Consider the following 25,752-nt stretch of genomic DNA (forward strand, 5'->3'; position numbering starts at 1 on the left):
CCCGTCACCCCCGGCAAAAACCTGCGCACGAGGCGAGCCGGCCCACAGCCGGCACAGCTCAACAGTCCGTACCGGCCGCGCCGACGTCACACCGCCGTGACCGCCGACAGCCGGTGCACGTCCCGTGCCGTGCCGGTGACCCCTGACAGGAACCCCTGTGCGCGGGGCGAGGCGTTCTCCGTCAGCCAGGCGGGGTCGATGTCGCACACGGCGACGCGGACCTCCGTGCCGGACAGGGCGAGGGGGAGGGTGTGGACGACGGTGGAGGGGAAGCTGAGGATCGTCCGGCCGATGGGCCCGCGCCGGGCGATCAGCTCCAGCGGAAGGTCCGGTCGTACGATCTCCAGTCCCGTCTCGACGGCCAGCCGATGGAGCTTCTCCGTGCCCTCCCGGCGGTGGGCGAAGTAGCGGGTGGCGCCGTGGGCCTTGGCCAGGGAGCGGACGGCCTCCAGATAGCTGTCGCCGTCCACGACGCCGGTCTCGACCAGCGAGGTGCCGACCATGTCCGCGCCCTTGGTGATCCGGGGCGGGCCGAAGCGGAAGCGGGTCCAGGCGAAGGTGTTCGCGGTGACCGTCACTCCGGCCGGGGTGTCCGCCATCGGCATGGACGAGAAGATCTCCACCCGGCGCTTCTCGCTGGGCGTGAGGCGGCGGCGGGCCGAGGACGACACCGGGGCGAAGATCAGGTCCCTGGGCCCGGGGCGGCCGCCCTTGCGGTGCCAGCGCACCAGGCGCTCACCGCTGGCCAGCTGGGCGACGAACTCCATCGTCGCCGTGCCGTCGTCGACGACCACCAGGTCACGTGCCTTGGTGATGGTCAGCAGCAGCTGGACGTAACGGGAGAAGGGATCGCCGAGGACGATCCGGTCGGCCCGGCGGAGCATGCCCGTCAGACCGCCGATGGTCTGGAACGGCGCCATGGCGCCGCCCCGCGCCTCCTCCCAGCGGACCTCGTGGCCCTCCTGACGGGCCAGCTCGGACATCCGTCGCAGCTGGCCGCGGGTCATCGGGTCGATCGGGGACAGGACCACCAGGGTGAGCCCCGCGTCGGGGCCCTCCTGGGTGTGCGGAGCCTGGGCATGCGCCCACTCCAGCACGTTCAGGAGCTGTACCGGACTCTCCACGAAAGCGAGAGTCTTCAGGCCGGCTGACCCGGCACGGGGGCTCATCGGCGAACGACCGTCCCGTCGTAAGGCGCTGTCTGCGCGCTGCGAACTCTAAGCGTTCTGGGGGGCGTTCGGGGCGGACACCGGCCGGTGTCCGCCCCGAATCGCTGTCTGAGGGGGATCAGACCTGGACCGGCTCGCCCGCGGCGGCGGCGATCTCCGCCTCGGCCACGACGCCGTTGACGCGGCGCAGCTTCTTCATCGGGCCCAGCTCGGACTCGTAGACCTTCTTGACACCGTCACCGAGGGAGGCCTCGATGGTGCGGATGTCACGGACGAGGCGGGTGAGGCCCTGCGGCTCGACGGAAGCGGCCTGGTCGGAGCCCCACATCGCGCGGTCCAGGGTGATGTGGCGCTCGACGAACACCGCGCCGAGGGCGACCGCGGCCAGCGTGGTCTGCAGGCCGGTCTCGTGGCCGGAGTAGCCGATCGGAACGTTCGGGTACTCCTTCTCCAGCGTGTTGATCACGCGGAGGTTGAGCTCCTCGGCCTTCGCCGGGTAGGTCGAGGTGGCGTGGCACATGAGGATGTTGTCCGAGCCGAGGACCTCGACCGCGTGGCGGATCTGCTTCGGCGTCGACATGCCGGTGGAGAGGATGACCGCGCGGCCGGTGGCGCGCAGCGCCTTCAGCAGCTCGTCGTCGGTGAGGGACGCGGAGGCGACCTTGTGGGCGGGGACGTTGAACTTCTCGAGGAAGGCGACGGCCTCGGTGTCCCACGGGGAGGCGAACCAGGCGATGTTCTTGGACTTGCAGTACTCGTCGATCTGGCGGTACTCGTCCTCGCCGAACTCCACGCGGTGGCGGTAGTCGATGTAGGTCATCCGGCCCCAGGGGGTGTCGCGCTCGATGTCCCACTGGTCGCGCGGGGTGCAGATCTCCGGGGTGCGCTTCTGGAACTTCACCGCGTCACAGCCGGCCTCGGCGGCCACGTCGATCAGCTTGAAGGCGTTCTCCAGGTCACCGTTGTGGTTGATGCCGATCTCGCCGCAGACGTAGACAGGCTTACCGGGGCCGACCTCGCGCGAACCGAACGAACGGATGCGGGTGTTGGTGCTCATGGGTTTCCTTACTTGGTGAGGGAATCGAGAGAGGGGCCGAGGATCCAGCTGGCGATCTCTCGGATCGCGCCGTCGCCACCCGGGATGGTGGTGACCGCGCGTGCGGCGCCGCGCACGACGTCGTGGGCGCTCGCGACCGCCACGGGCCAGCCCACGAGGGCGAAGCACGGGAGGTCGTTGACGTCGTTGCCGACGTAGAGCACGCGCTCAGGCGCGATGCCCTGCTCCTCGCACCACTGCTTCAGCGCGAGGTCTTTCCGGTCGATGCCGTGCAGGACCGGAATCTGCAGCTTCCGGGCCCGGGCGGCGACGACCGGGTTCTGCTCCGTGGACAGGATCAGCATCTTCAGGCCCGACTTGCGCAGGGCCGCGATGCCGAGGCCGTCTCCGCGGTGCACGGAGACGAACTCCTTTCCGTCGGAGTCGATCAGCACCCGGTCATCGGTCTGGGTGCCGTCGAAGTCGAGGACGACCGCGTCGATGTCGGCGGCGGTCGGCAGCGCACCGGGACGGTCCGCGTCGAAGAGGGGGGCGAGCGCCCGGGCCCGCGCCAGCTCGTGGTGGTCGTCGATCTCCAGGACGCGGGCGGGGTCCGTGCGGACCAGCTCGGTGCGGCCGAAGAAGCGGTGCTGGTGCTTGCGGAAGCCGGCCGCGTCCATCGCGTAGGCGGCGCCGGTCTCCAGGAAGTCCTGGGGGCGGTCCTGGCGGCGCGGGCGGAAGGACTTGTCGTGGTTGACGCCGTGGCCGCCGTCCTCGGCGCCCTCGTCGCCGTCCCGCCAGATGAACCCGTGGAACGCGGCCACGGTCACCGCGGTGTCCGCGCCGTTGTCGAGGATCGCCGCGGCGACGCCGTCCACGTCCTCCCGGGCGAGGAACGGGCTGGTGCACTGCACCAGCATCACCACGTCCACCGAGGACCCGTGCAGCGCCTCGTGCGCGTCCATGGCGTGCAGCACGGCGGCCTCGGAGGTCGCCGTGTCGCCGGCGATGGCGGCCGGGCGGAGCACGACCTCGGCGCCCGCCTGGCGGGCCGCGGCCGCGATCGCCTGGTCGTCGGTGGAGACGACGACGTCGGTCACCAGTCGAGCGGCACGGCACTCGCGCACCGCGCGGGCCACCAGCGGCACGCCCCCGACCGGGGCGAGGTTCTTCGCGGGCACGCCCTTGGAGCCGCCGCGCGCGGGGATCACCGCGAGCACTCTGCGCACCGAGGCGCCTCGGTCTGCTTGCGAGTTGTTCATGGACATAACTCCTTGGACTTCTTGCGAAGGGCCTTGGTTGTCCTGCGAAGGCCCCGCATTTGCTCGCGAGGGGTGCGGGACGCGTCCCGGCGCCCCGGTCGGGTCGCTCACAGCTCCCCCATGCGCCGGATCACGGGCGCGACCCGCTGGACGCCGTGCCGGTAGGCGCCGCGCGCCGCCCGGCGCACGATCTGCCGGACCGGTCCGGGATCCTTGTCGGCGGCGGGCGCACCGGGCAGCGGACTGCCGTCCGGGCCGAGGTGGTGGCGGGCGAGTATGCCGGGCAGATAGCCGGGCGCGGTAGCCGGTGTGTAGTACGGCGTGAGGGGCGGCAGCTCGGGCGCGGAGAGCAGCTTGGCGATCCGCTCACGGGCCGCGTCGAACGCGGTCTCGTAGGTTCCGTCGGCCGCGACGCCCTGCCGGGACACCCACTCCTCGTCCGGGGTGGGCCGGTGTCCCTCGTCGAGTTGGTCCCAGGAGGCGAGGCAGCCGGACCCCACGAAATGGTGATTGCCGAGCATCTCGCGTACACCCAGGTCGGTGAGGATGACCGTGGGAATGCGTCGGTGCAGGGCTTCAAGGGCCGCCGTGGAACTGATCGTGACCATCAGGTCGGTGCGGTCGAGGACCTCGCCCATGTGCCCGTAGACCAGGCGGAAGTTGGCGGGCAGATCGGTCTTCTGCGCCAGCTTCTGGTAGGGCAACTCCTCGATGTGCGTGGTGTGTTCGCCCGGCTTGGAGCGCAGCTTGAGCAGCACCTCGCGCTCGGGGTGCTTGCGGGCGTGCTGAATCAGCCGGTCCAGCAGGTACGTACGGTCCTTGCGGCTCTCCGGGACCGAGGGCTGCGCGGCGAACACCACGGTGTACGGCTCGTGTTCACCCGTGTAGGCAGCGCCGCCCAGGAACGGCAGGGCGACTTCGGTGACCGACGAGGAGTCGGCGCCCACACCGTCGTAAACCCCCCGGAAACGGTCCGCGTCCTGGCGGGAGTTGGCGAGGACGAGGTCCGCGCCGTGCCGCAGCAGCAGGCCGTCGGCGAGCTTCTCGTAGACGACTCCGACATAGCCGGTGACGACGACGGGACGTTTCGGGCGTCCCTCCCAGATCCGCTTGAGGCCGTGCAGCATCGCCTGGACACCGCCGCCGACCAGGGCGAGCACGACGATGTCGTACTCCTCCTGGTCCATGGCACGCAGGAACTCGACCGCGGTGACCTCCCGCAGGGAGTCGGCCTGGACGCCGACTTCCGCCAGCTGGCGGGCGGTTGGCGTGGCCCGGCCGCGTAGCAGAAATCCGCTCAGGGCAGGGGCAACTTGCGTGTCGCCTCGCGGTCCGGTTTCCATGGACGGGCCCGGAGCGATACGACCCGCGGTCAAAGCACCCCATTTCCAGCGGGTGTCGGAGTCCGCGAGCACGGCGATCCGCGGGGGCTTGCTGGTACTTGCTGGCACGCCGAAGACGCTAGGAAGCATTTCCTATGTATAGCCCAACCGCGACTCAACAAAAGGTTAACAACAGCACCACGACAACCGAACTGGCCTGTCAGACCTGCGGAAGTACTTGGTATGCACCGTTCCGACACACTGAGTTCACCTGTAGTACGATCACCAGAAAGTTCTGCCGCCGGTGAGCCCTCTAGGCTTTCGCAGGTGCCAAAGCTTTCCGTGATCGTGCCGTTCTACAACGTGCAGCAATACGCCCCCGACATGCTCAGAAGCCTGCGCGCGAACGCCAGGCGCGACTTCGAGTTCATCCTGGTAGACGACAAATCCAAGGACGAAACCCCCGCGATTCTCGAACGGGCCGCCGAGGAACTCTCGGACGTCGCCCAGGTGCGCTTCATCCGCCACGAGGAGAACGGAGGGCTGGCCACCGCACGCAACACGGGCCTCGACGCGGCGACCGGCGAATATCTGACCTTCCTCGACGGCGACGACTGGATCGCCCCCGGCTACCTCTCCGACCTGGTCTCGGCCATCGAGGAGCTGGGCTGCGACTTCATCCGGACGGACCACGTCCAGGCCACCGCCCGCGCCCGCTCGGTGCACAGGCACCCGCACGGCCGCCGGGGCGAGGTGCTCGACCCGCGCGAGGCGATCCTCCCCGTCGACCGCACGACCTCCGTCGACTACGCCTACGCCTGGGCCGGCGCCTACCACCGCCGTCTGCTGGACAAGGGAGTGCTGCACTTCACCCACGGGCTGCGCACCGCCGAGGACCGGCCGTGGATCTGGAAGCTGCACCGCGAGGCGGAGTCGTTCGCCGTCGTCGGTCTGCTGGGCGTCTTCTACCGGCGGGGGGTCGCTTCCTCTCTCACTCAGATCGGTGACGTCCGTCAACTCGACTTCATCCGTGCCTTCGACCAGGTGATTGAGGAGACGGCGGCCGACCGGGACGCCGAGCGTCTGCTGCCGAAGGCGGTGCGGACGTACTGCGCGATCATCGCCCACCACCTGTCCGAGATCGACAAGTTCGAGCCGGAGGTGGCCAAGCAGCTGCGGGCGATGTCCGCCGCGGCGATCAAGCGCATGCCGCAGGACCAGCTCGTCGATGTGCTCGACACGATGGACCTGCGCCGGGCCAGCAAGCTGCGGCGGCTGCGGCGCAGGGTCACCACTGCGAAGGCGGCCGCCTGATGTCCTCGTCCTCCCCTACGACGTCCTCCCGTACGACCCAGATCTTCTGCGCCTCGACGCTGTACGGAGCGGCCACCCTGGCCGCCGCGATCGACTCGGACTGCTTCGCCGAGGCGGACCGCCGGCTGCTGCTGGTGTTCAACAACGCCGGGACGCCGGAGACCACGCCGGCCGTCGACCAGATGCCGGGCTTCGAGTCGCTGCGCGACCACTTCGACGGCGTGCTGTCCTACAACGAGGCCATCAAGCCCTTCCACCCCGGTGCCTGGACGCCGCGCCCGGACGACATCCCGTTGTTCGAGCGGTATCTGCGGCTGCTGTGGGACCTGGGCGAGGACCGGGTGGAGCTGGTCCTGGAGTCCATCCAGGTCAGCCCGGCGCTCACCCTGGCCCAGCTGTTCACCGGCGCCCCGATCGACGTCTACGCCGACGGCCTGATGAGCTACGGCCCCACCCGCAACAAGCTGGACCCGCTGGTCGGCACCCGGGTACGGCGCCTGCTGCACCTGGACCTGGTGCCCGGTCTGACGCCGATGCTGCTGACTGAGTTCGACGTCCCGGCGCAGGTCGTGCCGGCGCCCGCGTTCCTGAAGGTGCTCAGCGGCCTCGGCGGCGTCGTACCGGAGCTGCCGGTCCTGCCCGACAACGCGGCGCTGCTCCTCGGCCAGTACCTGTCCGCGCTGAACATCCTCTCCCCCAAGGAGGAAGAGGAGCTGCACGTGCGGATGATGCGCGGAGCCGTGGCGCGCGGGCACCGCTCGATCGTCTTCAAGCCGCACCCCACCGCACCGGCCCGCTACAGCCGGATCCTGGAGACCGAGGCCGAGAAGCTCGGCGTCGACCTCACCGTCCTGGACACCCCGGTCCTCGCCGAGGTGCTGTTCGAGAAGTCCCGGCCCGGGCTGGTCGTCGGCTGCTTCTCGACGGCGCTGTTCACCGCCTCCGCGTTCTACGACCTCCCGGTCGCCCGCATCGGCACCGAGCCGCTCCTGGAGCGGCTGACGCCGTACCAGAACAGCAACCGCGTCCCGGCGGTGCTGGCCGACGCGGTGCTGCCGGACCTGGAGAACCGCAAGGGCGAGGAGACCGTCCCCGCGGACACGCTGTGGGCCCTGGTCACCGCCATAGGGTTCACCATGCAGCCGCAGATCTACGCGAGCCTGCGCCCGGTCGCGGAGCGCTACCTCTCCGAGCACTTCGGCCCGCGCACCCAGCGCTACTTCAAGCGCAAGCGGCTCACCTCGCTCGGCCTGCCCGGCGGCATCCCGGAGCGGCTGTCGTTCCTGCCCCGCAACGCGACGGCACGCCGGGTGGTGCGCAAGGCCCGGGCTCTGAAGAAGGCCGTGAAGCGCTGAGCGAATCACGAGTGAACGCGGAGCCAATGCCAGGCGAACGACGACAGGCCACCCAGCTACTCCGCGGATTCCATGGTGAGGTGGTGCCCGTGAACTCTAGGATCACGGGCACCGCCTGATTCGAACACCGTGAGGCACTCATGACGACGCTCGGCCGGCTCTACTCCATGTTCGACAGCGTCAAGCTGCCGGACGACCTGCCCTACACCCAGTGCAGCCAGTGGGAGCTGCAGTTCCTCTACCTCGTGGGGCGGCATCACCTCACAGGCAAGGGCCGGATCGTGGAACTGGGCTCCGGCGGCGGCGGGTCGACGTACGCGCTCGCGATGGGACTGCAGGAGAACCCGGCCTTCGACGCGAAGACGGGACGGCTGCACGCGTACGACTTCTTCCGGGTCGGCAAGGGCACGTACGCCACGGAGAAGTTCTTCGACTCCGGGCACAAGCCGGAGGACGACGACTCGTTCCTGAACGACTTCAAGGGCCGGCTGGAACCCTTCCTCCCCTTCCTGGAGATCCACGCCGGCGACCTGTGGCAGACCTCGGACCCGTCGGACACCAGCCCGGTCGAGTTCCTGCACATCGACATAGCCAAGACCGCCAAGGTCTTCAAGTGCGTGTCGGAGCGGTTCCTGAGCCGCATGCAGCCCGGCACGGTCGTCCTCCACCAGGACTTCGCGGGACCGCGTCTGCCCTGGTTGCACCACAGCACGGGCGCCCTGCTGCCGTACATCGAGATCGCGGGCCCGCCGATCCGCTCCACGCTCGCCTTCGAGGTGACCAAGCCGATCCCCACGGACGTGATGCACCGGATCACCGAGGACGCCTACACGGTCGACGAGAAGCTGAAGCTGATCTCCGCCGTCCAGGAGCGCGTCGACCGCGACCACACCGGCGGCATTCCCTTCAAGTCCGTCCTGGAGTTCTCCAAGGCGTTCGTCTGCCACTACGACGGCCAGCACAAGAGGGCCTGGTCGATCGCCCGGCCCCTGCAGACCGACGAGTACCTCAGCCGCACCCGCGCCGACCACTTCGCGCAGCTGAAGAAGGCGTACGAGAGCGCGCCGAAGGTGTCGCCGATGTCGAGACTGAAGAAGCTGGTCCGCAAGGGGTGAGAGCTGCCCGGAGCGGCCATCGAGCGGTCCAGGGCCCGGCGGTGCCAACGCGCGCCGTCGGGCCGGGTTCTGGGGCCGTGCAGACGGAAACCGCCGACAGTGCCCCCGAGAGCGACGGGAGGCCCCGAAGACCCGCGGAGCGCTTCGCCGCGTTGCGCCGGCACCGACAGCTGGTGTTCGTGCTCGCCGTCGTGGCGCTCCTCGCCCAGATGGCGGTGGCGATGGTCACCACCGCCAGGGAGCAGTCCCCGACCACCGACGAGCCGGTCTACGTCGGCACGGCCACGGTCTATCTCAAAGAGCACAGCCTGCGGTACAACCCGGAGCATCCGCCGCTGGGCAAGCTCATCATCGCGACCGGTGTGCTCGTCGCCGACCCGCATCTCAAGCAGGGCTTCCGCGGTGACCAGAGCAGGCTCGGACGCCATCTGCTGTTCGAGACCGGCAACGACGCGCAGCGGCTGATGTTGTGGGCCCGTACGCCGATGATCGTGCTGACGCTGCTGTTCGGGCTGGTTGTCTGCGCGTTCGCCCGCGACCTCACCGGCCGCGCGGGCGCCCTGGCGGCGCTCGCGTTGTACGCCTTCTCGCCCGACGTCATCGCCCACGGGTCACTGGCCACCCTCGACGTGCCCGCGGCGGGCTTCGTGCTGACGTCGGTCTGGCTGACCTGGCGGGCGCGGCGGCGACCGGGGGTGTACCTCCCGTTGGCGGGGGCCGCGCTCGGCGCGGCCCTGGCCACCAAGATGACCACGCTGCCGGCTGTTCCCGTGGTGCTCCTCCTCGCCGTACTGACCGTCCTCGCAGCCCGGCGTGCACCCCGGCACGCCCCGCGCCGCATGGCCCGGCTGCTCGCATCAGGAGTCGCGTGGGCGGCCGGGATGGCGCTGATCGCGGTCGCCGTCGTGTGGGCCTCCTATCTCGTCGTCGACCCGCGGCTGCACTGGACCGCGCCCGCCGGTATGCCCAAGGTGCACGGGCTGCGGGCCCTCGCCGCCGACCTGCTGCCGTTCCCCCGCGAGTACCGGGACGGAATGCTGCTCCAGTTCGGCAAGGAGGAGACCGTGGTGCGGGAGGGCTTCCTCTACGGCCGGCCTTACAACGGCGCGCTCTGGTACTACCTGCCGGCCGCCCTGCTGGTGAAGACGCCACTCGGCATGCTCGCCCTGTGGGCGGCCGGTGCCGTGGCCCTTTGCGCGATCCGGCAACTGCGACCCGCGGTCCCGTACGTGCTGCTTCCCACGGCCGTTCTGCTCGCCGCGGCCATGACCGGCGACCGCGACCTCGGCGTCCGGTACGCGATCTTCGTGCCGTTCTTCCTCGCCGTCGCGGCGGCGGCCGTGATCGCGGTCCGGCGGCGGTGGGCGTACGCCGTGACGGCGACGCTCGTCGCGTTCGTCGGCGTCAGCTCGCTCAGCACGTACCCGTACTACCTGCCGTATGCGAACGAGGCGTTCGGCGGGCCCGCGAAAAGCCATCTATGGCTGCACGACTCGAACGTCGACTGGGGCCAGGACCTCGGCAGGCTCGCCGACCGCCTGCGGCACCGCTACCCGCACGAGACGGTCTGGCTGGTCTACAAGGGCAGCGGCCAGCCCTCCTACTACGGCATCCACGCCTCCGACCCCATGACCGTCTCCCCGGACAAGGTCCGCGGACTGCTCGTCGTGTCGGACACCGCGGCCGCCACAGCGGAGGCCCCGCTGGCCGCGCTGATCGACAGCAGCAGCGCGGTGGACGAGGTCGGGCACTCGATCAGGATCTATCGCCGGCCCTGACGCTCGGCAGTGGGGCGGTAGTACGAGGCGACGGCAGGCTGGCCTGTGTAGTTGGGGCCGGCCTGCGGGTCGGCGCCGAGGTAGGTGAAGGGCAAGGCGATGGGACGCCCGCCCCGCAGGCTGAGGCGGTGGTCGCGGGCCGAGTAGTGGAAGCCGGCGGCGCGCAATGCCCGCAGGATCGGCCGGGAGAGGTCACTGCCGTCGGGGCGCCGCAGCGTCGAGGGGTCGAGATGGGCGACCAGCAGGCCGGTTTCGGTGAGCCACGAGGCGGCCCGCTCCAGCAGGGAGAGCCGGTCACCGATGTAGTGCAGCCCGTGGACACAGGTGATCAAGTCATAGCGGCGCTCTGGGGACCAACGGCCGAGGTCAGCGGTGATGAGTTCGAGACCGTCGGGCAGCGCCGGCGGCAGCAGCGGGCCGACCAGGTCCACGCCGGTGATGGTGGCCTGCGGGAGCCGCCGCGCTGCCGCGTGGAGGGCTAGCCCTTCTCCGCTGCACATGTCCAGCCAGGCCGGGGCGGGGCCGTGGCTGTACAGGAACTCGGCGGGGTCGAAGCCGAGTTCGCGACTGTAGCTGTTGACGCCCGTCAGGACCCGCTCGCGGTTCATGACGATGTTGGCCACTACGGAATGGCCGGTCAACTCGTCGTCCTGGACCAACTGGGGCGGCGGTTGGGCCGTTGTCGGCGAAGCATCGTCGATCACCGGACCATTGTGCGGCACGCCGACCGAGCGGTGCCCCCGGAGTCAGCGGCAAGGAATCACGGGGCGGAGGGCCGGGGCGGCGAGGTCCAGCAGCAAATTGCACCAGGTGGGACGGTTGGGCCCGTGCACCGGCATGATCTTGTTGATGCCGCAGAACTCCACCGCCTCCCAAATGGATCTCGCTGCGCACTCGATGGACGAACGGATCCGGCTCATCGCGTTCCATCCCGCCCCTTTTTTTGCCGGTCCAAGCCATGAGGAAGGCACCCGACTTCATCACGCCAGCGACACGAGCCGACATGTCTACGGAGCCAAGCGCACAGCCCCTGATCCCGGCGGGAGGCCGCCAGGCGCCGCCAGCGGGTACCGATCTGGCGGCGCCGGTCGGCGAGCTGCCGGGTGAGCAAGCGCAGGTGAGAGCTGGACAGGTTGATCGCAGACGGTTGGACAAGCACGATGAAGCTCCTGGTCGAGCTATCGATCTTGGTCGTGAACTCGTCTACCAGGAGCTTCACCGCGTCAGATGGCCGGGGTGTAGCCCAACTCGCCTGCGCCGCAGCCACGTTGGAAAAGGCTCCCTACGTTGTTCTGCGGGAGGCGGTGAGCCCTTCGTATGGTTCACCCACCCAGGGACGCGGGGTGTGGTTGAAAAGGCTCTGCCGCTTGTGGCTCTCAGTGATTGGCCGCTCGGCGTCCCACGACGACTCGGCTGCCAATTAGATCGTATGAAGCGTCGGTGGGTTCGACCGCAGAGAAGACCAAGCCCGATGCCCCTCGCGCAAGTTGACGCGGGTTGCCTGCCGGTGGGCACGGTGGCGGGTAGTGCCGCAATTACCGGGAGGCACCGGATGTTTTCCGAACGTACTTCGGTCGGCCTGGATGTCCACGCCCGCTCCACCACGGCCTGGGCACTGGACGGTACGACCGGTGAAATCTTCACCGACCGGCTCGTCGTCAACACAGCGGACGTGGTTGCCTGGGTGCGCCGTCTGCCGCAGCCAGCCGCGGTTGCCTACGAGGCCGGACCGACCGGCTTCGTCCTGGCACGCGCCATGCAGCAGGCTGGTATCCGCTGCGTGGTGGCGGCCCCGTCGAAAATGGAACGGCCGGCCGGAGACCGGGTCAAGACCGACAAGCGCGATGCCCAGCGGCTCGCGAAACTGATCCGACTGGACGAGCTGCCCGCGGTGCGGGTGCCTGATCTGGAACAGGAAGCTGCCCGGGACCTCACCCGGGCCCGCGACGACGTCCGCGCCGACCTGATGCGCGCCCGCCACCGCGTGGCCAAACTGCTACTGCGCCGCGGCATCGTCTACACCGACGGCAGGGCCTGGACCGCTGCCCATCACCACTGGCTGACCGGACACCGCTTCGACGAGTTCGGTCTGCGGGTCGCCTACGACGAGGCCCTGGAGACGGTATGGGCCCTCGAAGCACGCCGGACCCGCCTGGATGCGGCCATCACCGAACTCGCCGCCCAACCTGCCTGGGCCCCGGCCGTCCGCCGACTGGCCTGCATGCGCGGGGTGAGCACCTTCACCGCGTTCGGCCTCGCCGTCGAGATCGGTGACTGGCACCGCTTCACCGGCTCGACCATCGGCTCCTACCTGGGGCTTGTCCCCAGCGAGGACTCTTCCGGCAGCCAGCGCCGCCAGGGAGGCATCACCAAGACGGGCAACACCCATGCCCGACGGCTCCTGGTGGAGGCCGCCTGGCACCACCGCCGTCCCTACCGACGCCCCGGCGCCGGTCTCCAGGCCCGCCTCGACCACGTCGCCGCCCCTGTCCGGCAACGCGCCGAACGGGGCAACCGACGCCTGCACCAGCGCTGGTTGAACCTGGACGCCCGTCACAAACGCTCCACCATCAGTGTCGTGGCCGTCGCCCGGGAACTGTCCGGCTGGTGCTGGAGCCTGGCAATCATGGAGGACTGACGCCCATCAACTCCTCCACAAGAACCGCTGGCGGGGCATCAGCCCGGGGACCGTGCAGCGCGAGGAACGATCCGCGGAATTCCTATGAGCAGCCCGCTCCTTGCGGGCCACGCCCGGCATTAGATGAGCGGTCCGTTCCCGACGCACAACCGGTCATGCGGTATCCAACCCGCGCATATCAGGCTGACCGCGCGTCGACGCCACGACACGCACACCCCGGTCCGCCCCCGCCAGCCCCACACCCCTCCCAACGGGGAGGGGCCGCACACCCCTGCCCCTTGACAAGAACCTGCTACATATCAGGAATCACTGCGTTCAAACTCCGTGGCTCGGCAGGTGAAGCCATCTTTGACGCATAGCGCCGCGCCCCCGCAGGCGTCTTCAGGGTCAGCACCGGTGCCGCACATCATCGACGGAGGGGGGTGGGGCGATGGACCAGGCGAATGAGGACAGCTTCCGCGAGTTCGTGGAAAGCAGATCCGCCGTGCTGCTCAGGCTCTCGCTGCTGCTCAGCGGCGGGGACCGCGGAGCGGCCGAGGACCTGCTGCAGAACGCCCTGATCAAGGCCGCCGGACACTGGCAGCGGATCGAGGAACCGGAGGTGTACGTCCGCCAGATCCTCTACCGCCAGCAGATCGGGCGGTGGCGGCTGAAGTGGCCGTCGCGGGAGCAGAGCGTGGCCGAGCTGCCCGAGACCCGCACCGGCCACGGCGGCGGCGACACCGCGGACGCGGTGGAGCTGCGCCTGATCGTCGGCCGGGCGATGCGGCGGCTGACCACGCGGCAGCGGACCATGCTGGTGCTGCGCTATTACGAGGACCTGCCCGAAGGCGACGTGGCCGAGTTGCTCGGCTGCTCGGTGGGCACGGTCCGCAGCACCACGTACCGCGCGCTGGGCAAGCTGCGCTCCATGGCCCCCGAACTCTCCGCCTTCGCACCGGGCGAGAGCCCGCAGAACCTCTCGGAGGTCGGACCGTGAACGTAGAAGAACTGCTGCGTGACTCGCTGCGCGGCATGGCCGAGGAAGCGGCCGCGCCGCGGCCCGGCCTCGCCGACCGGGTGCTGCGCACCCGCGCCCGCCGCCGCACCCGCCGCTACGCGGGGGTGATCACGGCCGTCGCGGCGATTTTGGCCATCGCCGTGGCCGTGCCCCTGATCGAGTCCGGGCCCGCGGATCCCCGGCCCGCCGTGGAGATCCCGCAGGACGACGTGGTCGCCCGGCCCGGACAGTCCCCGCCGCGGGAGCTGATCGCCGCCGGCGACGTGGCGGTGTCGGCGTACCGCGAGGAGCACAGCGAGATGCTGCCGGGCAAGGAGCAGATCACCACCCCGGTCTGGCACCTGTACAACCCGAACACCGGGCGCTACGAGAAGACCGGCTGGGGCTGGATCGCCGTGGCCCCGGGGATGCAGACGGCGGCCGTGCTGGAGCGGGACTTCCCCGTCCGGCGAATCGGCATCCTCGATCTGGCCACGATGAAGGTCGCGCGCTGGATCCAGCTGGACAAGGGGGTGGCCGGAGTCTCGTATTCGGCTGACGGCAAGCGGCTGATCGCCACGGCGTACTCGGCGAACCCGGACCGCATGCCGCTGGCCGAGTCGGACGTGGGCCGAGCGGAGGAGGCGCTGGAGCCCGTGCCGGGCCAGGTGGGGGAGAACGAAGACCTGACGGTACGCACCGGCTTCTACGTCATCGACGTGGAGTCCGGCACGGCCGAGTTCGCCGACCGCCCTTCGGACACCGAGGGCGAGATGCAGGGCTTCGGCGGGCGCGAGGACCTCAGCTTCAGCGCCGGTGACCCCGACCTCGTCTGGGAGCCGAGCGATCTGGGCCGGATGTACTACGACCTGCGGGGCGGGCATGCCCGGCAGCCGGTGGCCGACAGGTATGTGAGCTACTACGAGGCCGGGCTGTCCCCTGATGGAAAGCGGGTCGCGGTGAAGTCGAGGATCGTGGACGCGAAGACCGGCGAGCAGGTCGCGGTGATGCCCGCCGAGCGCCTGATCGCGTGGGTGGACGACAAGCGCCTGATCGCCTGGGGCTGCGATCCCGGGCAGTGCAACGGCAAGGACCCGAGCCACCACCGGCTACTCCTCGTCACGGTCGGCAGTGAGCAGACGCAGCCGCTGTCCGGCGTCCGCGGCGACTCCAGCACGGCGTCCGGCAACTGGACACCGGTGTTCACCGCGCGGCGATAGCACCATCGCGGGCGTACGGGCCAGAGGCTGTCACAGGCCACGGGCCCGCACGCCTGCCTCATCCGCCGCCAGAAGCGGTCCGCGTTCCGGCCCGCCGGGAGGCCCAGGGCGGTCTGCAACGCCTTCACCGCCACCATGGGTGGCTCTCGGCAGGCTCGTCGGTCGGCTACCTCAACAAGGGTCCGCACTTCGCGAAGCAGTAGCGAGTGCCGATCAAGTACAAGAAGATCAAGCGCTGCCCCACCTACAGCAAAACCCACTATGAGGTCCGCCCCGCCGGCTATCACGTTCCGGGCGGCTGGAATGCCGACGTGTACGGCAAGGACGTCAGATACAAGGACGGTTATGGAACGTTCTCCAAGCTTGTTCTTTATCTACCAGGACCTGCCAGGCTTGCCGATGGCCTTGAGGGTCTCGGGCCGTTTGACGGTCTTGCCGACGTCGTATCGGGGTGCCCGGTGTTTGTTCCTGGCGCCAGGTGGCCGTCCTGGGCCGGCGCCTCGAGGTTTGGGAACACGGGTCGGGCAGGCGAGGTGAGCGCGGATGTTCCTGAACCCCCGGCGGACCCGGGCAGGGGTGAGCCGGTCGGAAGGGGTGGGTTTCTCCCAGGGCCGGCGGAGGTCCTCGGCGAGGGGCCGGGCGAGCCGGAGCTGAGTGTGAGCGACGATCAGGATCCAGGTCCAGCGGTCCGCCGCCTCGGGAGTACGGAGCTTCGGAGTGGTCCAGCCGAGGGTCTGCTTCGCGAAGCGGAAGGTGTGCTCCAGGTCGAAGCGGCGGAGAAATGCCTGCCAGAAACGGTCCACGTCGTCCGGAGTGACGCCGGTCTTGGAGGACCATAACCACACCGGCGGGGCATCACGGTCCTTCGACAGATGCTCGACCTTCAACCGGATCAACGTGCCCTCCACCAAGGGCAGTTCACCATCATGGTCGAGCCATGAGGAGCGGTGGGTGAGCCTTGGGTGGACCCGGTCCCATGCCTGCGTCTGGGCCTTGCCGTAGTTGGTCGTGGCGGTGACCGTGGTGATCGTGGGCTCGGGCCAGGTCTCCGGCTTGGCAAAGCGGAATTCCGGACCGTGCTTTGGCGGCCGGCCGCCCTTCGGGTCGTAGACACGAGGCGGCTTCGGCAGTCTCATGACGCGGTCGGAGCGGACCCGGCCGACCAGCTCGACCGGCAGATCGCGTAGGACCCAGGCCAGGCGGGTGACGTCGTAGCCGGCATCGCTGACGATCACGATGTCCGGGTCTCCGGCCCGCCACTGACCCGCGGCGATGAGCCGTTCAACGATTCCCCGCAGCTGGGCGGCGGTGACCGCGGTGGCGTCGTCCACCGGTCCGAGCCGGACCGCGTCCAGGATCGCTGTCCAAGAGGTGGCACCCGGCTCCAGGACGGCGACGAAGGAGTAGGGCCAGCCCGGGATGAACTGCGACGCCGTCTTCGCCCGGCCATAGACATGGCAGAACAGCCGCTCGGCCGAGCACGGCGCGTCCGAACGAAGCCATGGCGACACATCGACGGCCAGGACCAGACGCCCGCCGTCGAACCGCGGCAGCGACAACCCGGCCAGCACCGTCCGCACCCGGCCGACATCGATCCGGCCGTGGTTCAGGCCTCCGTACATCGCTCCGTGCCCACGCCGATGCTCGGGCAGCAGCGTCAGGTCCACCGGGGACTTCACTGCCCCGTCCGCACACAGCACCGCATCCGTCAGCTCGAACAACTCGTCGCGCCGAGCGGTCAGACACTCGTAGAACTCGCCCCGGAAGCGTGACGCTTCCGCGAACGCATCCCTCCGCACACCATCAGGCAGCAGACTCACCCTCACGGCCTTCGTCTTGGTCACGTGCACCTTGGTCGGAGCACAGGATCAGACGAAGGCCGCCCCCACGTCCGGCAAACCCTCAGGTGAGCGACTCAGTACGAGACACCGTTCGAGGCCGGAAGAAAAAGAACAAGCCAAGTCCCCGACGAGCCGCCGAGCCAAGGTGGCACGCGGCACCTCGGTCTGGGCACAGTGGGGACTCGCCGTCACCCTCTGCGGTGCCGATGCACTGGAGCGCACCAAGGCATGACCGAGGGGACGTGATGGGCTCATGGACAGAGATGCAGAGCGGGACGCGATCGTAGCGGCGAGCTGGCAGAAAGTGCGGGACGACGGGCGCGTACGGGCCGAGTTGCTGGACCTGGCCTACGCGGAACCGCGGCTTCGGCAGCTGTTCGTCTGGACCGGGATGGCGGAGCTGCACTTCAGCCGCTGCACCAGAGGGCGGTGGACCTGGGACATCCCCTTCATCCTGTCCGAGTACGGAGGGACCTACTTCGTCTGGGGTCCCTCCCGGAACGAGTCGGTGGGCCGGGTGGCCACTGCCGAGGAAGCCGTCGCTCTGGTGGTCGAGCGCCTGCCGGAGGGCTGCGGGCCTGCCTTCCTGGGCACCCCCGAGGAACTCGCGGCCCACGAAGGCCGCCACGCGAGCTGAGATGCGGGCCACCAGAGAAGAGTTCGGCTGGAAGATCGGCGCCACGGGGCCGCCACCCCGCCGCCAGCGGCATGGACAGGGACGGACGGCCATCTTGGAGTGCCGCCAGCGGCCGCGCGGGCCATACCCGGCGCGGGGACAGCGAGCGAGTCAGCGCCCCGCTCCGGGGCCGGGATCGCCGGACCGTAGGCCGCCGGGTCCAGCCGACTCGTTCCCCGCCGGGGCCCACTCCCCAGGTCTCGATGGTCAAGGTCTCGATGGTCATGCGGGACGTGCCCGGCTCGGGCGAGGTTCCGGCGTTCAGTGCTCCCCATACCGCCATGTAGTAACATGTAATACATGGAAGCTACCGCCCGTGACTTCAACCAGAAGTCCTCGCAGATCCTCGCCGCGGCGGCTCGCGGCGAGACGGTCACCGTCACCAAGAATGGCGTGGCCGTCGCACGTGTCGTGCCGATCTCCGAGGACGACATCCCTCCGTACCCCACCGACCCGATGGGCGAGATCGAACTCCCCGACCTCGGGCTTCCCGACCTGACCGATGAGGAGATCGAGGACACGCTCAAGGGGATGGGGTCTTGAGTCTGGTCGCCGTCGCTGACACCAATGCTCTCTACCGGCTCCTCGACCCGAAGCTCACCGGCCACGAGGCGCACAAGAAGGCCCTCGCCACCATCAGCCACCTCATCGTCTCCCCGCTGGTGCTGGCCGAGTTGGACTACTTGATCACGTCGAGAGCCGGAGCCCGCAAGGCTCTGGCGGCTGCGCGGTTCATCGAACGCAACGTCGCCACTCGCCGATTCGAAGTGCCGTCAGTCGGCCCCCACCTCAGCTCCGCCATCGCTGTCGCGGAAGGGTATGCGGACGCAGACGGCGGCACAGGCATCGGAATGGCTGACGCCATGAACGTCGCCCTGGCCGCGGCGTATCGAACTGACGTCGTGTTCACCTCGGACCAGCACTTCCGTATGGTCCGTCCACTGACCGGGCACGACGCGTTCCGGCTGCTCCCTGACGACATGTAAAGCAAGGCCAGAGCGGACGCGCTCCCGCGGCCTGAAGGCCGCGGGAGCGTCGTCGACATCCTCTACGAGGACACGAGGGCGTCCGCCCTGGATCAGCCGCCGAGAATCGCTCGCAGATCCGCCGCGTTCGCCTCCGTGACCTTCCACAGTTCCTGCTGCCGGCCGTGCACGTCGGCAACCGTCGCCGCGTGGTCCTTGAGCAGTTCCTTGGAGCGCTCGACCAGGACCGCGGCGAGGTTGCGGTCGTGGACGGAGACGCCCCACTCGGGCCGTTCGATGTCGCGCAGGAAGTACGCCATCTTCGGGTGCGAGATCAGGCTGATGATGGGCGTGCCGCAACCGAACGGGATCATTCCCGCGTGGCCGCGCATGCCGATCACGAGCTTGGTGCGGGCGTACAGGTCCCGGATGCCGTCGTTGTCGAAGTCGTACATCGGGATGACGGGCATCGAGATGCCGTGCTCGCGGCGCAGGTCGAAGACGATCTTCTCGTCGTCGAGCGAGTGGGCCACGCACTGGACCTCGGCCAGCTCGCCCAAGTCCCGTACCGCCTGGGCCATTTGGGCCAGGAAGTAGGCGTAGTCATGGCCGAAGCGCAGACCCGCGCGGTCGTAGGCGGCGTTGATCAGGATGGTGTCGTCGCGGGTCGCCGGGTCCTGCCAGCCGGGCACGAGCTGGCGCGTCACCGTGGTCGGGCACGGCTGGAAGCGCACCTTGTCGTGCAGGTGGGCCGGGAGCATGGACCGCACCTTCTCGATCGAGCCGTGGTTGCGCAGCCCGAAGAAGGAGGACTTCTCGACCAGCAGGCGCAGCGAGTCGCGGAAGCGGTTGGCCCGGTAGGACTGTCCGTCGAAGGCGTTGAAGCCGACGGCGTACACCGCGATGGGGACGTCGATGCGGCGCATCAGGTCGTCCGGGACGTTCCACTGCCAGGCGCTGTTGCCGTTCGGCATGGTGTCCGGGATGAACAGGCCGCCACCGCCGATGACCAGGCCGCGGCGGGCGTTGACGCGCTCCAGCGCGGCCTCGTCGAACAGCCGGTGGGCGTGCACGGAGTGCCAGCGGCGGGAGCCGGTGTCCGGCCCGAAGGCGCTGCGGACGCTCTCCGGGAGCAGCTTGTCGCCCGCGTTGCCCTGCCGGTCCATGTAGAAGGCGACGTGCGCGAGCTGGTCCTCGGCGGAGCCCTGCTCCTGCGAGGGGACGGCGGACGCGCGCTGCGCCCACAGGCGGCTGGAGCGGTGGGTGATGTCGACGGACATGCCGCTCGTCGCGTACTTCAGCGCCGAGGCGTTGTCGCCGTGCACCCAGGCCATCTGGGCGAGCCGGGCGTAGGCGGTGGCAGCCCGGTTGGGGGCGGCCGTCGCCAGCAGCAGCTGCGCCTTGGCCTCGTCGTAGCGGGAGACGCTCATCAGGGCGTGGCCGAGCACCTCGTGCGGCCAGGCCGCGTCGAGCGGGATGCGGACGCTTTCCAGGATGTCCACGGCGTCCTGGTAGTTGCCGGTCGCGATGTGCGCGGCGGCCACCTTGCGGGCGGTCTCGACGTCGCCGGTGCGGGCGACGTGCGGGGTGCCGTAGTGCACGACCAGGTCGTGGTGGAGGCCGCCGGAGGAGGAGAGGTAGGCCGCGTGGAAGTCGGCGTCGTCCAGCTCGTACTCGCGCCACTTCTCCTCGGCCAGGCTGTACCCCGACTCACCGCCCTGCCACGGCTTGTGACGGCCCGTGAAGTGCAGGATCGCGGTGTCCTCGGGGACGGGCTGGTCGCCGGAGAGCCGCCGCTTGACGAAGTTGTAGCGCGCGTCGAGGCGGATGAAGTCGCCGTCGAGGACGGCGTTCAGGATGCCCTGGTCGTGCTTGTCCAGCTCGTAGTCGCCGCTGCGTCCGGTCGCGTCGATCTTGGCGCAGAACTCGTCGCTCAGGTACTCGCGCTGGATGACCAGCAGACCCGAGTTGAGCTTGTGCTGCCCGTAGAAGAACTGCGACACGGCCGCCAGGCCATGGCGGAGCTTGAGGAGTTCACCGAGGTCGCCGAGGACGACCATGTCGGTGTCGAGCGTGATCACGGTGTCGTACTCACGCATCCGGAACACGTCGAGGATGAAGTACGCCTTGCGGACCAGGTAGTTGTCCTGGTCGCCCTTCTTGTACGAGTCGTAGTGCGCGTCGTTGACGCGGCGCAGCACGATGCGCGGGTGCAGGGCGCGGATCTTGGCGATCGAGCCGGGGCGCAGATCGTCGTAGAGGACGACGAAGTCCTCGCACACGCTCGGGTTGGACAGCGCGAGGCTGCGCAGCAGGACGAGGAAGCCGGGCAGGTAGTTCTCGTCGACGTAGGACGCGAAGGCGATCCGCCGCTTGCCGGTGAGGTCGGCCGCGGAGTGCGTTGCCTCGGTGGGGGCCCCGGTCAGGGAAGTGGTCGTCATCGCAGGGATATCCTCATGTCGGTCATGCTCTGGGCCCGCTCCATGACCCATGCCTTCTCGCTGGTGTACTCGTGGACGGACGTGATGGCGAGCTTCATCGCTTCCTGAACGCGGTAGGCGCCGCTCTCGTAGAAGTCGAAGCCGATCAGGTCCAGGGTGGGGCTGACGTCCAGGAAGTCCAGCAGGAACAGCATGTTGAAGCCGGTGGTCGGGATGCCGGACCACTGGTCGCTGGACAGCCGGCCGATGTTGCGCACGGGCCAGCGCAGCGACTCGTCGCCGAGGTGGGTCTGCGCGCCGGGCACCAGCCGGTTGCGCAGCGACCACTTCCAGTCGCCGGAGATGCCGCCGAAGACGAGCCGGGTGTCGACCTGCTTGTCCCAGTTGAAGCCGTGCTTGTGGATCGTGGCGTGGATGTCGGTACGGCTGCCGGTGTGCTTAGGGTCGATCTTGTACGAGTTGAAGCGCACCACGATGTCGTACGCGTCGATCTCGGCGCCCATCGAGCTGGCGCCGACCCGGCCGGAGTTGGCGATCAGGCAGACGGACTTGCCGGCGATCCGGTTGCGGAACTCGCCGAGGCTGATCCACTTCACCCCGCCGATCGTGGGGTCGGCGACCGGGCCGCGCATCCGGCCGCGGCGCTGCTCGGCGTAGAGCTCGAGAACCTCGGTGAGCGCGGTGACATCGCTGTCGACGGTGATACGCAGGTCCAGGTACTGGCTGAACAGGTCCTGGCGGTCGGCGACGGGGGCGCCGTCGTCCGCCAGCGCGAGCAGCGCGCCGACCATGCGGGGCTCGGCCGCGGCCCAGTCGCCGAGGGCGTGGGCGGTGAGGCCCTCGGCCCAGATCTCGGTGGGGTTGCCGCGGGCGAACGCCTGGGCGTCCGGGACCTGACGCTTCAGCAGCTCCAGCAGTTGCCGCTCGCGGTCGGCGGCGACCTTCAGGCCGGCGATCTTCGCGGTGACGCCGAAGCCGTCCTCGTCGGTGAGGCCGAGGTAGCGCTCGTACGCCTCCCGCGCCTCGGTCTCCTCGCCGAGGGTCTCAAGGAGGCGGGCACGCAGCCGCCAGCCGGCGCGGGAGTTCTTGCGGTGGGCCAGCACGGTGTCGCTGATCACCAGGGCGAGGTTGAGCTCGTCGTCGTAGCCGCACTTGAGCGCCTGGTTGGCCACGGCGAGCAGGGCGTCGAGCAGTTCAGGGGCGATGCCGCCGCTGGGCACCGCCGCCGAGCCCTTGACCGCGCGCTTGAGCAGCGCTGTGGCACCGGACGCCGGGGCGGGCGCCGCCGTGGCGGGTGTTGTTCCCCACACCACCAGAAGCTTCCGCAACTGCTCGGAGAGTTCGATGCGGCGGCGGTCGATGCTTCCGACGAGTTTGCCGCTGTGTACAGCGCACGCGCGCAAGCAGTCGTCCAGCTCCCCCCCACGCGCACGTGCCCGTCTGTTCTGGACCCTCGTCATGGCGCTCCTGTTTTTTGCCAAGCCAATGCTTCATGTTTGCTGCCGTGTACAGGCAAGTGGGGGGATCTTGAAACCGTTTACGTATCCGTGGGGGGATGGAGGAAAAAATTAGGAAGTCAAAACGACCTGAAGGTGAACTCCCTGCAACCAGACGGATAATCGTAGCCGCGTCAACCAAGGCTAGTCTGTGATTCGGACTAATGTGCTGGGGCCACCCACAGGAGAGCCCGTCGAGGGGATTTTCGTGACCAGCATCACCGTCCGACCCGCGTCCGAGACGGCCCCGGTCCCGGACCGGAAGCCAGAACGGACGAAACCCCGCGAAACCCGACTGCGCGCCCTCGACGGCCTGCGACTGCTCGCCGCCCTGATGGTAGCCGCCTACCACTACGGCGGCCGGGGCGGAGAGGTCACCACCGCCTGGGGCGGCTCGGCCAAGCACCAGTTCCCCACCCTCCACGAACTCTTCTCGTACGGCTGCCTGGGCGTCCAGATCTTCTTCGTCATCAGCGGCTTCGTGATCTGCATGAGCGGCTGGGGCCGGCCCCTGAAGTCGTTCTTCGCCTCCCGCGTCTCCCGGCTGATGCCCGCGTACTGGGCCGCGATCCTGATCGTGACGGCCGTGTTCGCCCTGCCGATGGTCACCTACAAGGCGCTGTCGCCGAGCGAGACCCTGGTCAACATGACGATGCTTCAGTATCCGCTGGGTGTGGACCGGGTGCTCGGCGTCTGCTGGACCCTGTGGGCCGAGGTCCGCTTCTACGCGCTGTTCGCGCTGTGCGTCGTCCTGCCGGGGGCGACCCGGCAGCGGGTGATCATGTTCTGCGCGGGCTGGACGCTGCTGGCGGCGATCGCGAAGGGCGCGAAGGAACCATTCCTCGACATCGTGCTGATGCCCGAGTACGCGCCCTTCTTCATCGGCGGCGTCGGCCTCTACCTCATCCACCGCGACCGCAAGGACGTGTACGGCTGGGGCATCGTGGCGGTGAGCTGGCTGATCGGGCAGCACACCGTGGTGGAGAGCCTGTGGCGCGCGCCCAGCCCGGACGCCTTCGCCAACCGCTCCCAGCTGGTGATCGTGGCCATCGTGACGTTCGGCTTCGTGGCCGTCGCCGCGATCGCGCTGGGCTGGCTGAACTGGGCGAACTGGCGCTGGCTGACCGTGGCCGGAGCCCTGACGTACCCCTTCTACCTGGTCCACGAGCACCTCGGCTGGGTGGTGATACACGCGCTCCACAGGGAGATGTACGTATCGTCGGGGCTGACGTTCATCCTGACGATCGCTTCGATGCTGCTGCTGGCCTGGCTACTGCACCGCTTCGTCGAGAAGCCACTCACACCGCGGTTGCGAACCGCGCTCGCCAAGACGCGCTGACGGGGTTCGTCCCCCCTACGCTGGGGGCCGCAAGGCTGTCCGTTTGGAGGACTTTGTTCACCTGACGTTCAGTCGGCGGATAGATTGCCCGGCACTGATTGAGCAGGCTCGCTTCATGGCAAACCCACAGCAGATCTCCGCGGATCCCGGAGAACTCAAGGACGTCCCTGGCTGGTTCCCCCCACTGGACCAAGTGCTCTTCACCTGGTTCCTGGACCGGCAGGAAAGACTGGGGCAGCCCGGAGACCTGGTGGAACTCGGCGTCTTCATGGGCAAGAGCGCGATCCTGCTGGGTGAGCACCTGCGGGGCGGCGAGAAGTTCACGGTGTGCGACCTGTTCGAGAGCGACGCTCCCGACGGCGCGAACCGGGCCGAGCACAACAAGTCGTACGGTTCCCTCACCCGGCAGGCCTTCGAGCGGAACTACCTCGCCTTCCACGACGTCCTCCCGAAGGTGATCCAGGGCCCCAGCTCCCTGATCTCGAAAGAGGTCGACCCCGGCAGCTGCCGCTTCCTCCACATCGACGCCTCGCACCTGTACGAGCACGTCCGCGACGACATCGGCGCCGCGCACGAGCTGCTGCTGCCGGACGGCATCGTCGTCCTCGACGACTTCCGCTCCGAGCACACCCCGGGCGTCTCGGTCGCCACGTGGGAGGCCGTCCTCAACCGCGGGCTGCGCCCGATCTGCCTCAGCACGCAGAAGCTGTACGGCACGTGGGGGGATCCCGGGCCCGTCCAGGAGGAGCTGCTGACCATGATCCGGGAGCGTACGGATGTCGGGCTGAGCATTCAGGAGGCCGCGGGGCACCGGCTGGTGCGGACTCGGGCGAAGAAGGGGATGGAGGCGCCGGACTTTCCGTACTCCCGCTACTACAAGGAGCCCGAGCCGGAACCGGTGGTTGCCCCCGCGCCGAAGCGCCGGCCCTCGCTTGCGCGGCGCATCGGGCGGGAGCTGTTGCCGCCGATCGTGACGCGGGCGGCGCGTAGGCTCCGCGGGTAGTGCCGGGCTGGGTCGTTGTTCGGGTGCGGCGCCATCGTGGCTGGTCGCGCAGTTCCCCGCGCCCCTTTGGGGCGCGGCTGCTGACCGTCAGCCGATGCCGTAGCGTGCCTCGATTCCCTCAATGATCAAGGCCAGGCCCTCCTCGAAGTGCTGGTCGTAATCCTGGAAAAGCTCCGCGCCCGCCTTGGCCGACAGAGGGTAGTCGGCCATCAGGCGGGCGCGTTCTGCTACGTCGAAGCCCTCGCGGCGCTCGCCCGGCAGGGGCTCGACGCCCTGTTCCTCGGTGACGAAGCCGAGGGTGTAGAGGTACGTCGTCTGGGTCGCGCGGACCGCGTGGGCGAGGGTGAACCCGGTGGCCGTGAACAGGCGCAGGTTGTCCTCCATCTGCCCGGCGTGCTCCAACGCGGTGAAGCGTGAGCCGCTGAACACCTTGGCGCCGTCGCGGTAGCGGAGCAGTTCCGTGCGCAGCCCGCGGTTGGACTTCAGCAGCCGCTCCTGCCAGGTGTCCCCGGGATCGAGTGGCGTTCCGGCGGCCATCCGGCGGTACATCTCCGTCGCCATCTCGTCGAGCAGCGCCTGTTTGTCCTTGAAGTGCCAGTACAGGGCGGGCGCCTTGACGTCCAGCTCCCTGGCGATGGCGCGCAGGGTCAGGCCGTCCAGACCGACCTCGTTCAGGAGCTTGAGGGCGGTGTCCGCGACCCGCTTGCGGTCGAGGGGTGCTCGGCGTTCCGTGCTCACACTTGACAGCTTAACAGCGTTAAGGGCACTCTCGTCGGCGACGGCACTTAACAGCGTTAAGGAGA

Annotated in this window: 22 protein-coding genes; 12 read left to right on the plus strand and 10 right to left on the minus strand. The window is 69.0% G+C overall.

All coding sequences use genetic code 11. From position 1 onward, the window contains the following. Positions 1–86: 86 nt before the first annotated feature. The 4 genes from OG828_RS19470 to OG828_RS19485 form a co-directional block, all read right to left on the minus strand. On the minus strand, positions 87–1,169 hold the full coding sequence (locus OG828_RS19470) for a hypothetical protein (RefSeq protein ID WP_328358234.1): 1,083 nt from the start codon (positions 1,167–1,169) through the stop codon (positions 87–89). A gap of 118 nt (positions 1,170–1,287) precedes the next feature. Then, positions 1,288–2,226, minus strand: coding sequence for an N-acetylneuraminate synthase family protein (locus tag OG828_RS19475; protein WP_210578069.1), 939 nt, complete (start codon positions 2,224–2,226; stop codon positions 1,288–1,290). Between the two features lie 8 nt (positions 2,227–2,234). Beyond that, positions 2,235–3,467: an N-acylneuraminate cytidylyltransferase gene (locus tag OG828_RS19480; RefSeq protein WP_328358239.1), complete on the minus strand. Its 1,233-nt coding sequence runs from the start codon at positions 3,465–3,467 to the stop codon at positions 2,235–2,237. Between the two features lie 107 nt (positions 3,468–3,574). Further along, complete coding sequence (locus tag OG828_RS19485) at positions 3,575–4,918, minus strand: DUF6716 putative glycosyltransferase (protein ID WP_328358244.1); 1,344 nt, start codon at positions 4,916–4,918, stop codon at positions 3,575–3,577. 198 nt (positions 4,919–5,116) lie between these two features. Between OG828_RS19485 and OG828_RS19490 the strand changes: the two genes are divergently transcribed. From OG828_RS19490 to OG828_RS19505, 4 genes are all read left to right on the plus strand, one after another. Next, entirely contained in the window at positions 5,117–6,103 is a 987-nt protein-coding gene (locus OG828_RS19490; RefSeq protein ID WP_328501846.1) for a glycosyltransferase family 2 protein, read from the plus strand. Further along, positions 6,103–7,458 carry an alpha-2,8-polysialyltransferase family protein gene (locus tag OG828_RS19495; RefSeq protein WP_328358250.1) on the plus strand — a complete coding sequence of 452 codons (1,356 nt, stop codon included), beginning with the start codon at positions 6,103–6,105 and terminating at the stop codon, positions 7,456–7,458. The genes OG828_RS19490 and OG828_RS19495 overlap by 1 nt, the downstream gene beginning before the upstream one ends. Positions 7,459–7,598: 140 nt before the next feature. Continuing rightward, the gene (locus OG828_RS19500) at positions 7,599–8,573 is read left to right on the plus strand and encodes a class I SAM-dependent methyltransferase (RefSeq protein ID WP_328501847.1); all 975 of its coding nucleotides are present in this window, start codon (positions 7,599–7,601) and stop codon (positions 8,571–8,573) included. Positions 8,574–8,650: 77 nt separating this feature from the next. Beyond that, positions 8,651–10,351: a phospholipid carrier-dependent glycosyltransferase gene (locus OG828_RS19505; RefSeq protein WP_443062420.1), complete on the plus strand. Its 1,701-nt coding sequence runs from the start codon at positions 8,651–8,653 to the stop codon at positions 10,349–10,351. Here the strand turns inward: OG828_RS19505 and OG828_RS19510 are convergent. Both OG828_RS19510 and OG828_RS19515 read right to left on the minus strand, forming a co-directional pair. After that, a complete protein-coding gene (locus tag OG828_RS19510) occupies positions 10,336–11,055 on the minus strand; it encodes a class I SAM-dependent methyltransferase (RefSeq protein ID WP_328501848.1) in 720 nt (239 codons plus the stop codon). The genes OG828_RS19505 and OG828_RS19510 overlap by 16 nt on opposite strands. Before the next feature lie 42 nt (positions 11,056–11,097). Further along, positions 11,098–11,271 carry a hypothetical protein gene (locus tag OG828_RS19515; RefSeq protein WP_328501849.1) on the minus strand — a complete coding sequence of 58 codons (174 nt, stop codon included), beginning with the start codon at positions 11,269–11,271 and terminating at the stop codon, positions 11,098–11,100. Between the two features lie 632 nt (positions 11,272–11,903). On the opposite strand from OG828_RS19515, the gene OG828_RS19525 reads away from it, so the two are divergent. From OG828_RS19525 to OG828_RS19535, 3 genes are all read left to right on the plus strand, one after another. Beyond that, a complete protein-coding gene (locus OG828_RS19525; RefSeq protein WP_328500514.1) occupies positions 11,904–12,989 on the plus strand; it encodes an IS110 family transposase in 1,086 nt (361 codons plus the stop codon). Between the two features lie 430 nt (positions 12,990–13,419). Further along, positions 13,420–13,968: a SigE family RNA polymerase sigma factor gene (locus OG828_RS19530; RefSeq protein WP_328501850.1), complete on the plus strand. Its 549-nt coding sequence runs from the start codon at positions 13,420–13,422 to the stop codon at positions 13,966–13,968. Next, positions 13,965–15,188, plus strand: a complete 1,224-nt coding sequence (locus tag OG828_RS19535; RefSeq protein ID WP_328501851.1) for a hypothetical protein — start codon at positions 13,965–13,967, stop codon at positions 15,186–15,188. Before OG828_RS19530 ends, OG828_RS19535 begins: the two co-directional genes overlap by 4 nt. A gap of 374 nt (positions 15,189–15,562) precedes the next feature. Here the strand turns inward: OG828_RS19535 and OG828_RS19540 are convergent, their stop codons facing one another. Then, on the minus strand, positions 15,563–17,008 hold the full coding sequence (locus OG828_RS19540; RefSeq protein WP_328442637.1) for an NF041680 family putative transposase: 1,446 nt from the start codon (positions 17,006–17,008) through the stop codon (positions 15,563–15,565). 274 nt (positions 17,009–17,282) lie between these two features. On the opposite strand from OG828_RS19540, the gene OG828_RS19545 reads away from it, so the two are divergent. The 3 genes from OG828_RS19545 (at position 17,283) to OG828_RS19555 (ending at position 18,691) form a co-directional block, all read left to right on the plus strand. Continuing rightward, on the plus strand, positions 17,283–17,666 hold the full coding sequence (locus OG828_RS19545) for a DUF6193 family natural product biosynthesis protein (RefSeq protein WP_328501852.1): 384 nt from the start codon (positions 17,283–17,285) through the stop codon (positions 17,664–17,666). 339 nt (positions 17,667–18,005) lie between these two features. Next, a complete protein-coding gene (locus OG828_RS19550) occupies positions 18,006–18,248 on the plus strand; it encodes a type II toxin-antitoxin system Phd/YefM family antitoxin (protein ID WP_328501853.1) in 243 nt (80 codons plus the stop codon). Continuing rightward, on the plus strand, positions 18,245–18,691 hold the full coding sequence (locus OG828_RS19555) for a PIN domain-containing protein (RefSeq protein WP_328501854.1): 447 nt from the start codon (positions 18,245–18,247) through the stop codon (positions 18,689–18,691). Before OG828_RS19550 ends, OG828_RS19555 begins: the two co-directional genes overlap by 4 nt. Positions 18,692–18,783: 92 nt before the next feature. Here OG828_RS19555 and OG828_RS19560 read toward each other — a convergent pair whose 3' ends face one another. Both OG828_RS19560 and OG828_RS19565 read right to left on the minus strand, forming a co-directional pair. Beyond that, positions 18,784–21,111, minus strand: coding sequence for a glycosyltransferase (locus OG828_RS19560; RefSeq protein ID WP_328501855.1), 2,328 nt, complete (start codon positions 21,109–21,111; stop codon positions 18,784–18,786). Then, positions 21,108–22,571: a glycosyltransferase family 29 protein gene (locus tag OG828_RS19565; protein WP_328501856.1), complete on the minus strand. Its 1,464-nt coding sequence runs from the start codon at positions 22,569–22,571 to the stop codon at positions 21,108–21,110. The genes OG828_RS19560 and OG828_RS19565 overlap by 4 nt, the downstream gene beginning before the upstream one ends. Positions 22,572–22,824: 253 nt before the next feature. Here OG828_RS19565 and OG828_RS19570 point away from each other — a divergent pair, with 253 nt between their 5' ends. Continuing rightward, on the plus strand, positions 22,825–23,946 hold the full coding sequence (locus tag OG828_RS19570; protein WP_328504896.1) for an acyltransferase family protein: 1,122 nt from the start codon (positions 22,825–22,827) through the stop codon (positions 23,944–23,946). Positions 23,947–24,061: 115 nt separating this feature from the next. Then, positions 24,062–24,949: a class I SAM-dependent methyltransferase gene (locus OG828_RS19575; protein WP_328501857.1), complete on the plus strand. Its 888-nt coding sequence runs from the start codon at positions 24,062–24,064 to the stop codon at positions 24,947–24,949. A gap of 87 nt (positions 24,950–25,036) precedes the next feature. Here OG828_RS19575 and OG828_RS19580 read toward each other — a convergent pair whose 3' ends face one another. Next, a complete protein-coding gene (locus OG828_RS19580) occupies positions 25,037–25,687 on the minus strand; it encodes a TetR/AcrR family transcriptional regulator (protein ID WP_328501858.1) in 651 nt (216 codons plus the stop codon). Positions 25,688–25,752: the final 65 nt, after the last annotated feature.

The organism is Streptomyces sp. NBC_00457, from assembly GCF_036014015.1.
Taxonomy (GTDB): Bacteria; Actinomycetota; Actinomycetes; order Streptomycetales; family Streptomycetaceae; genus Streptomyces.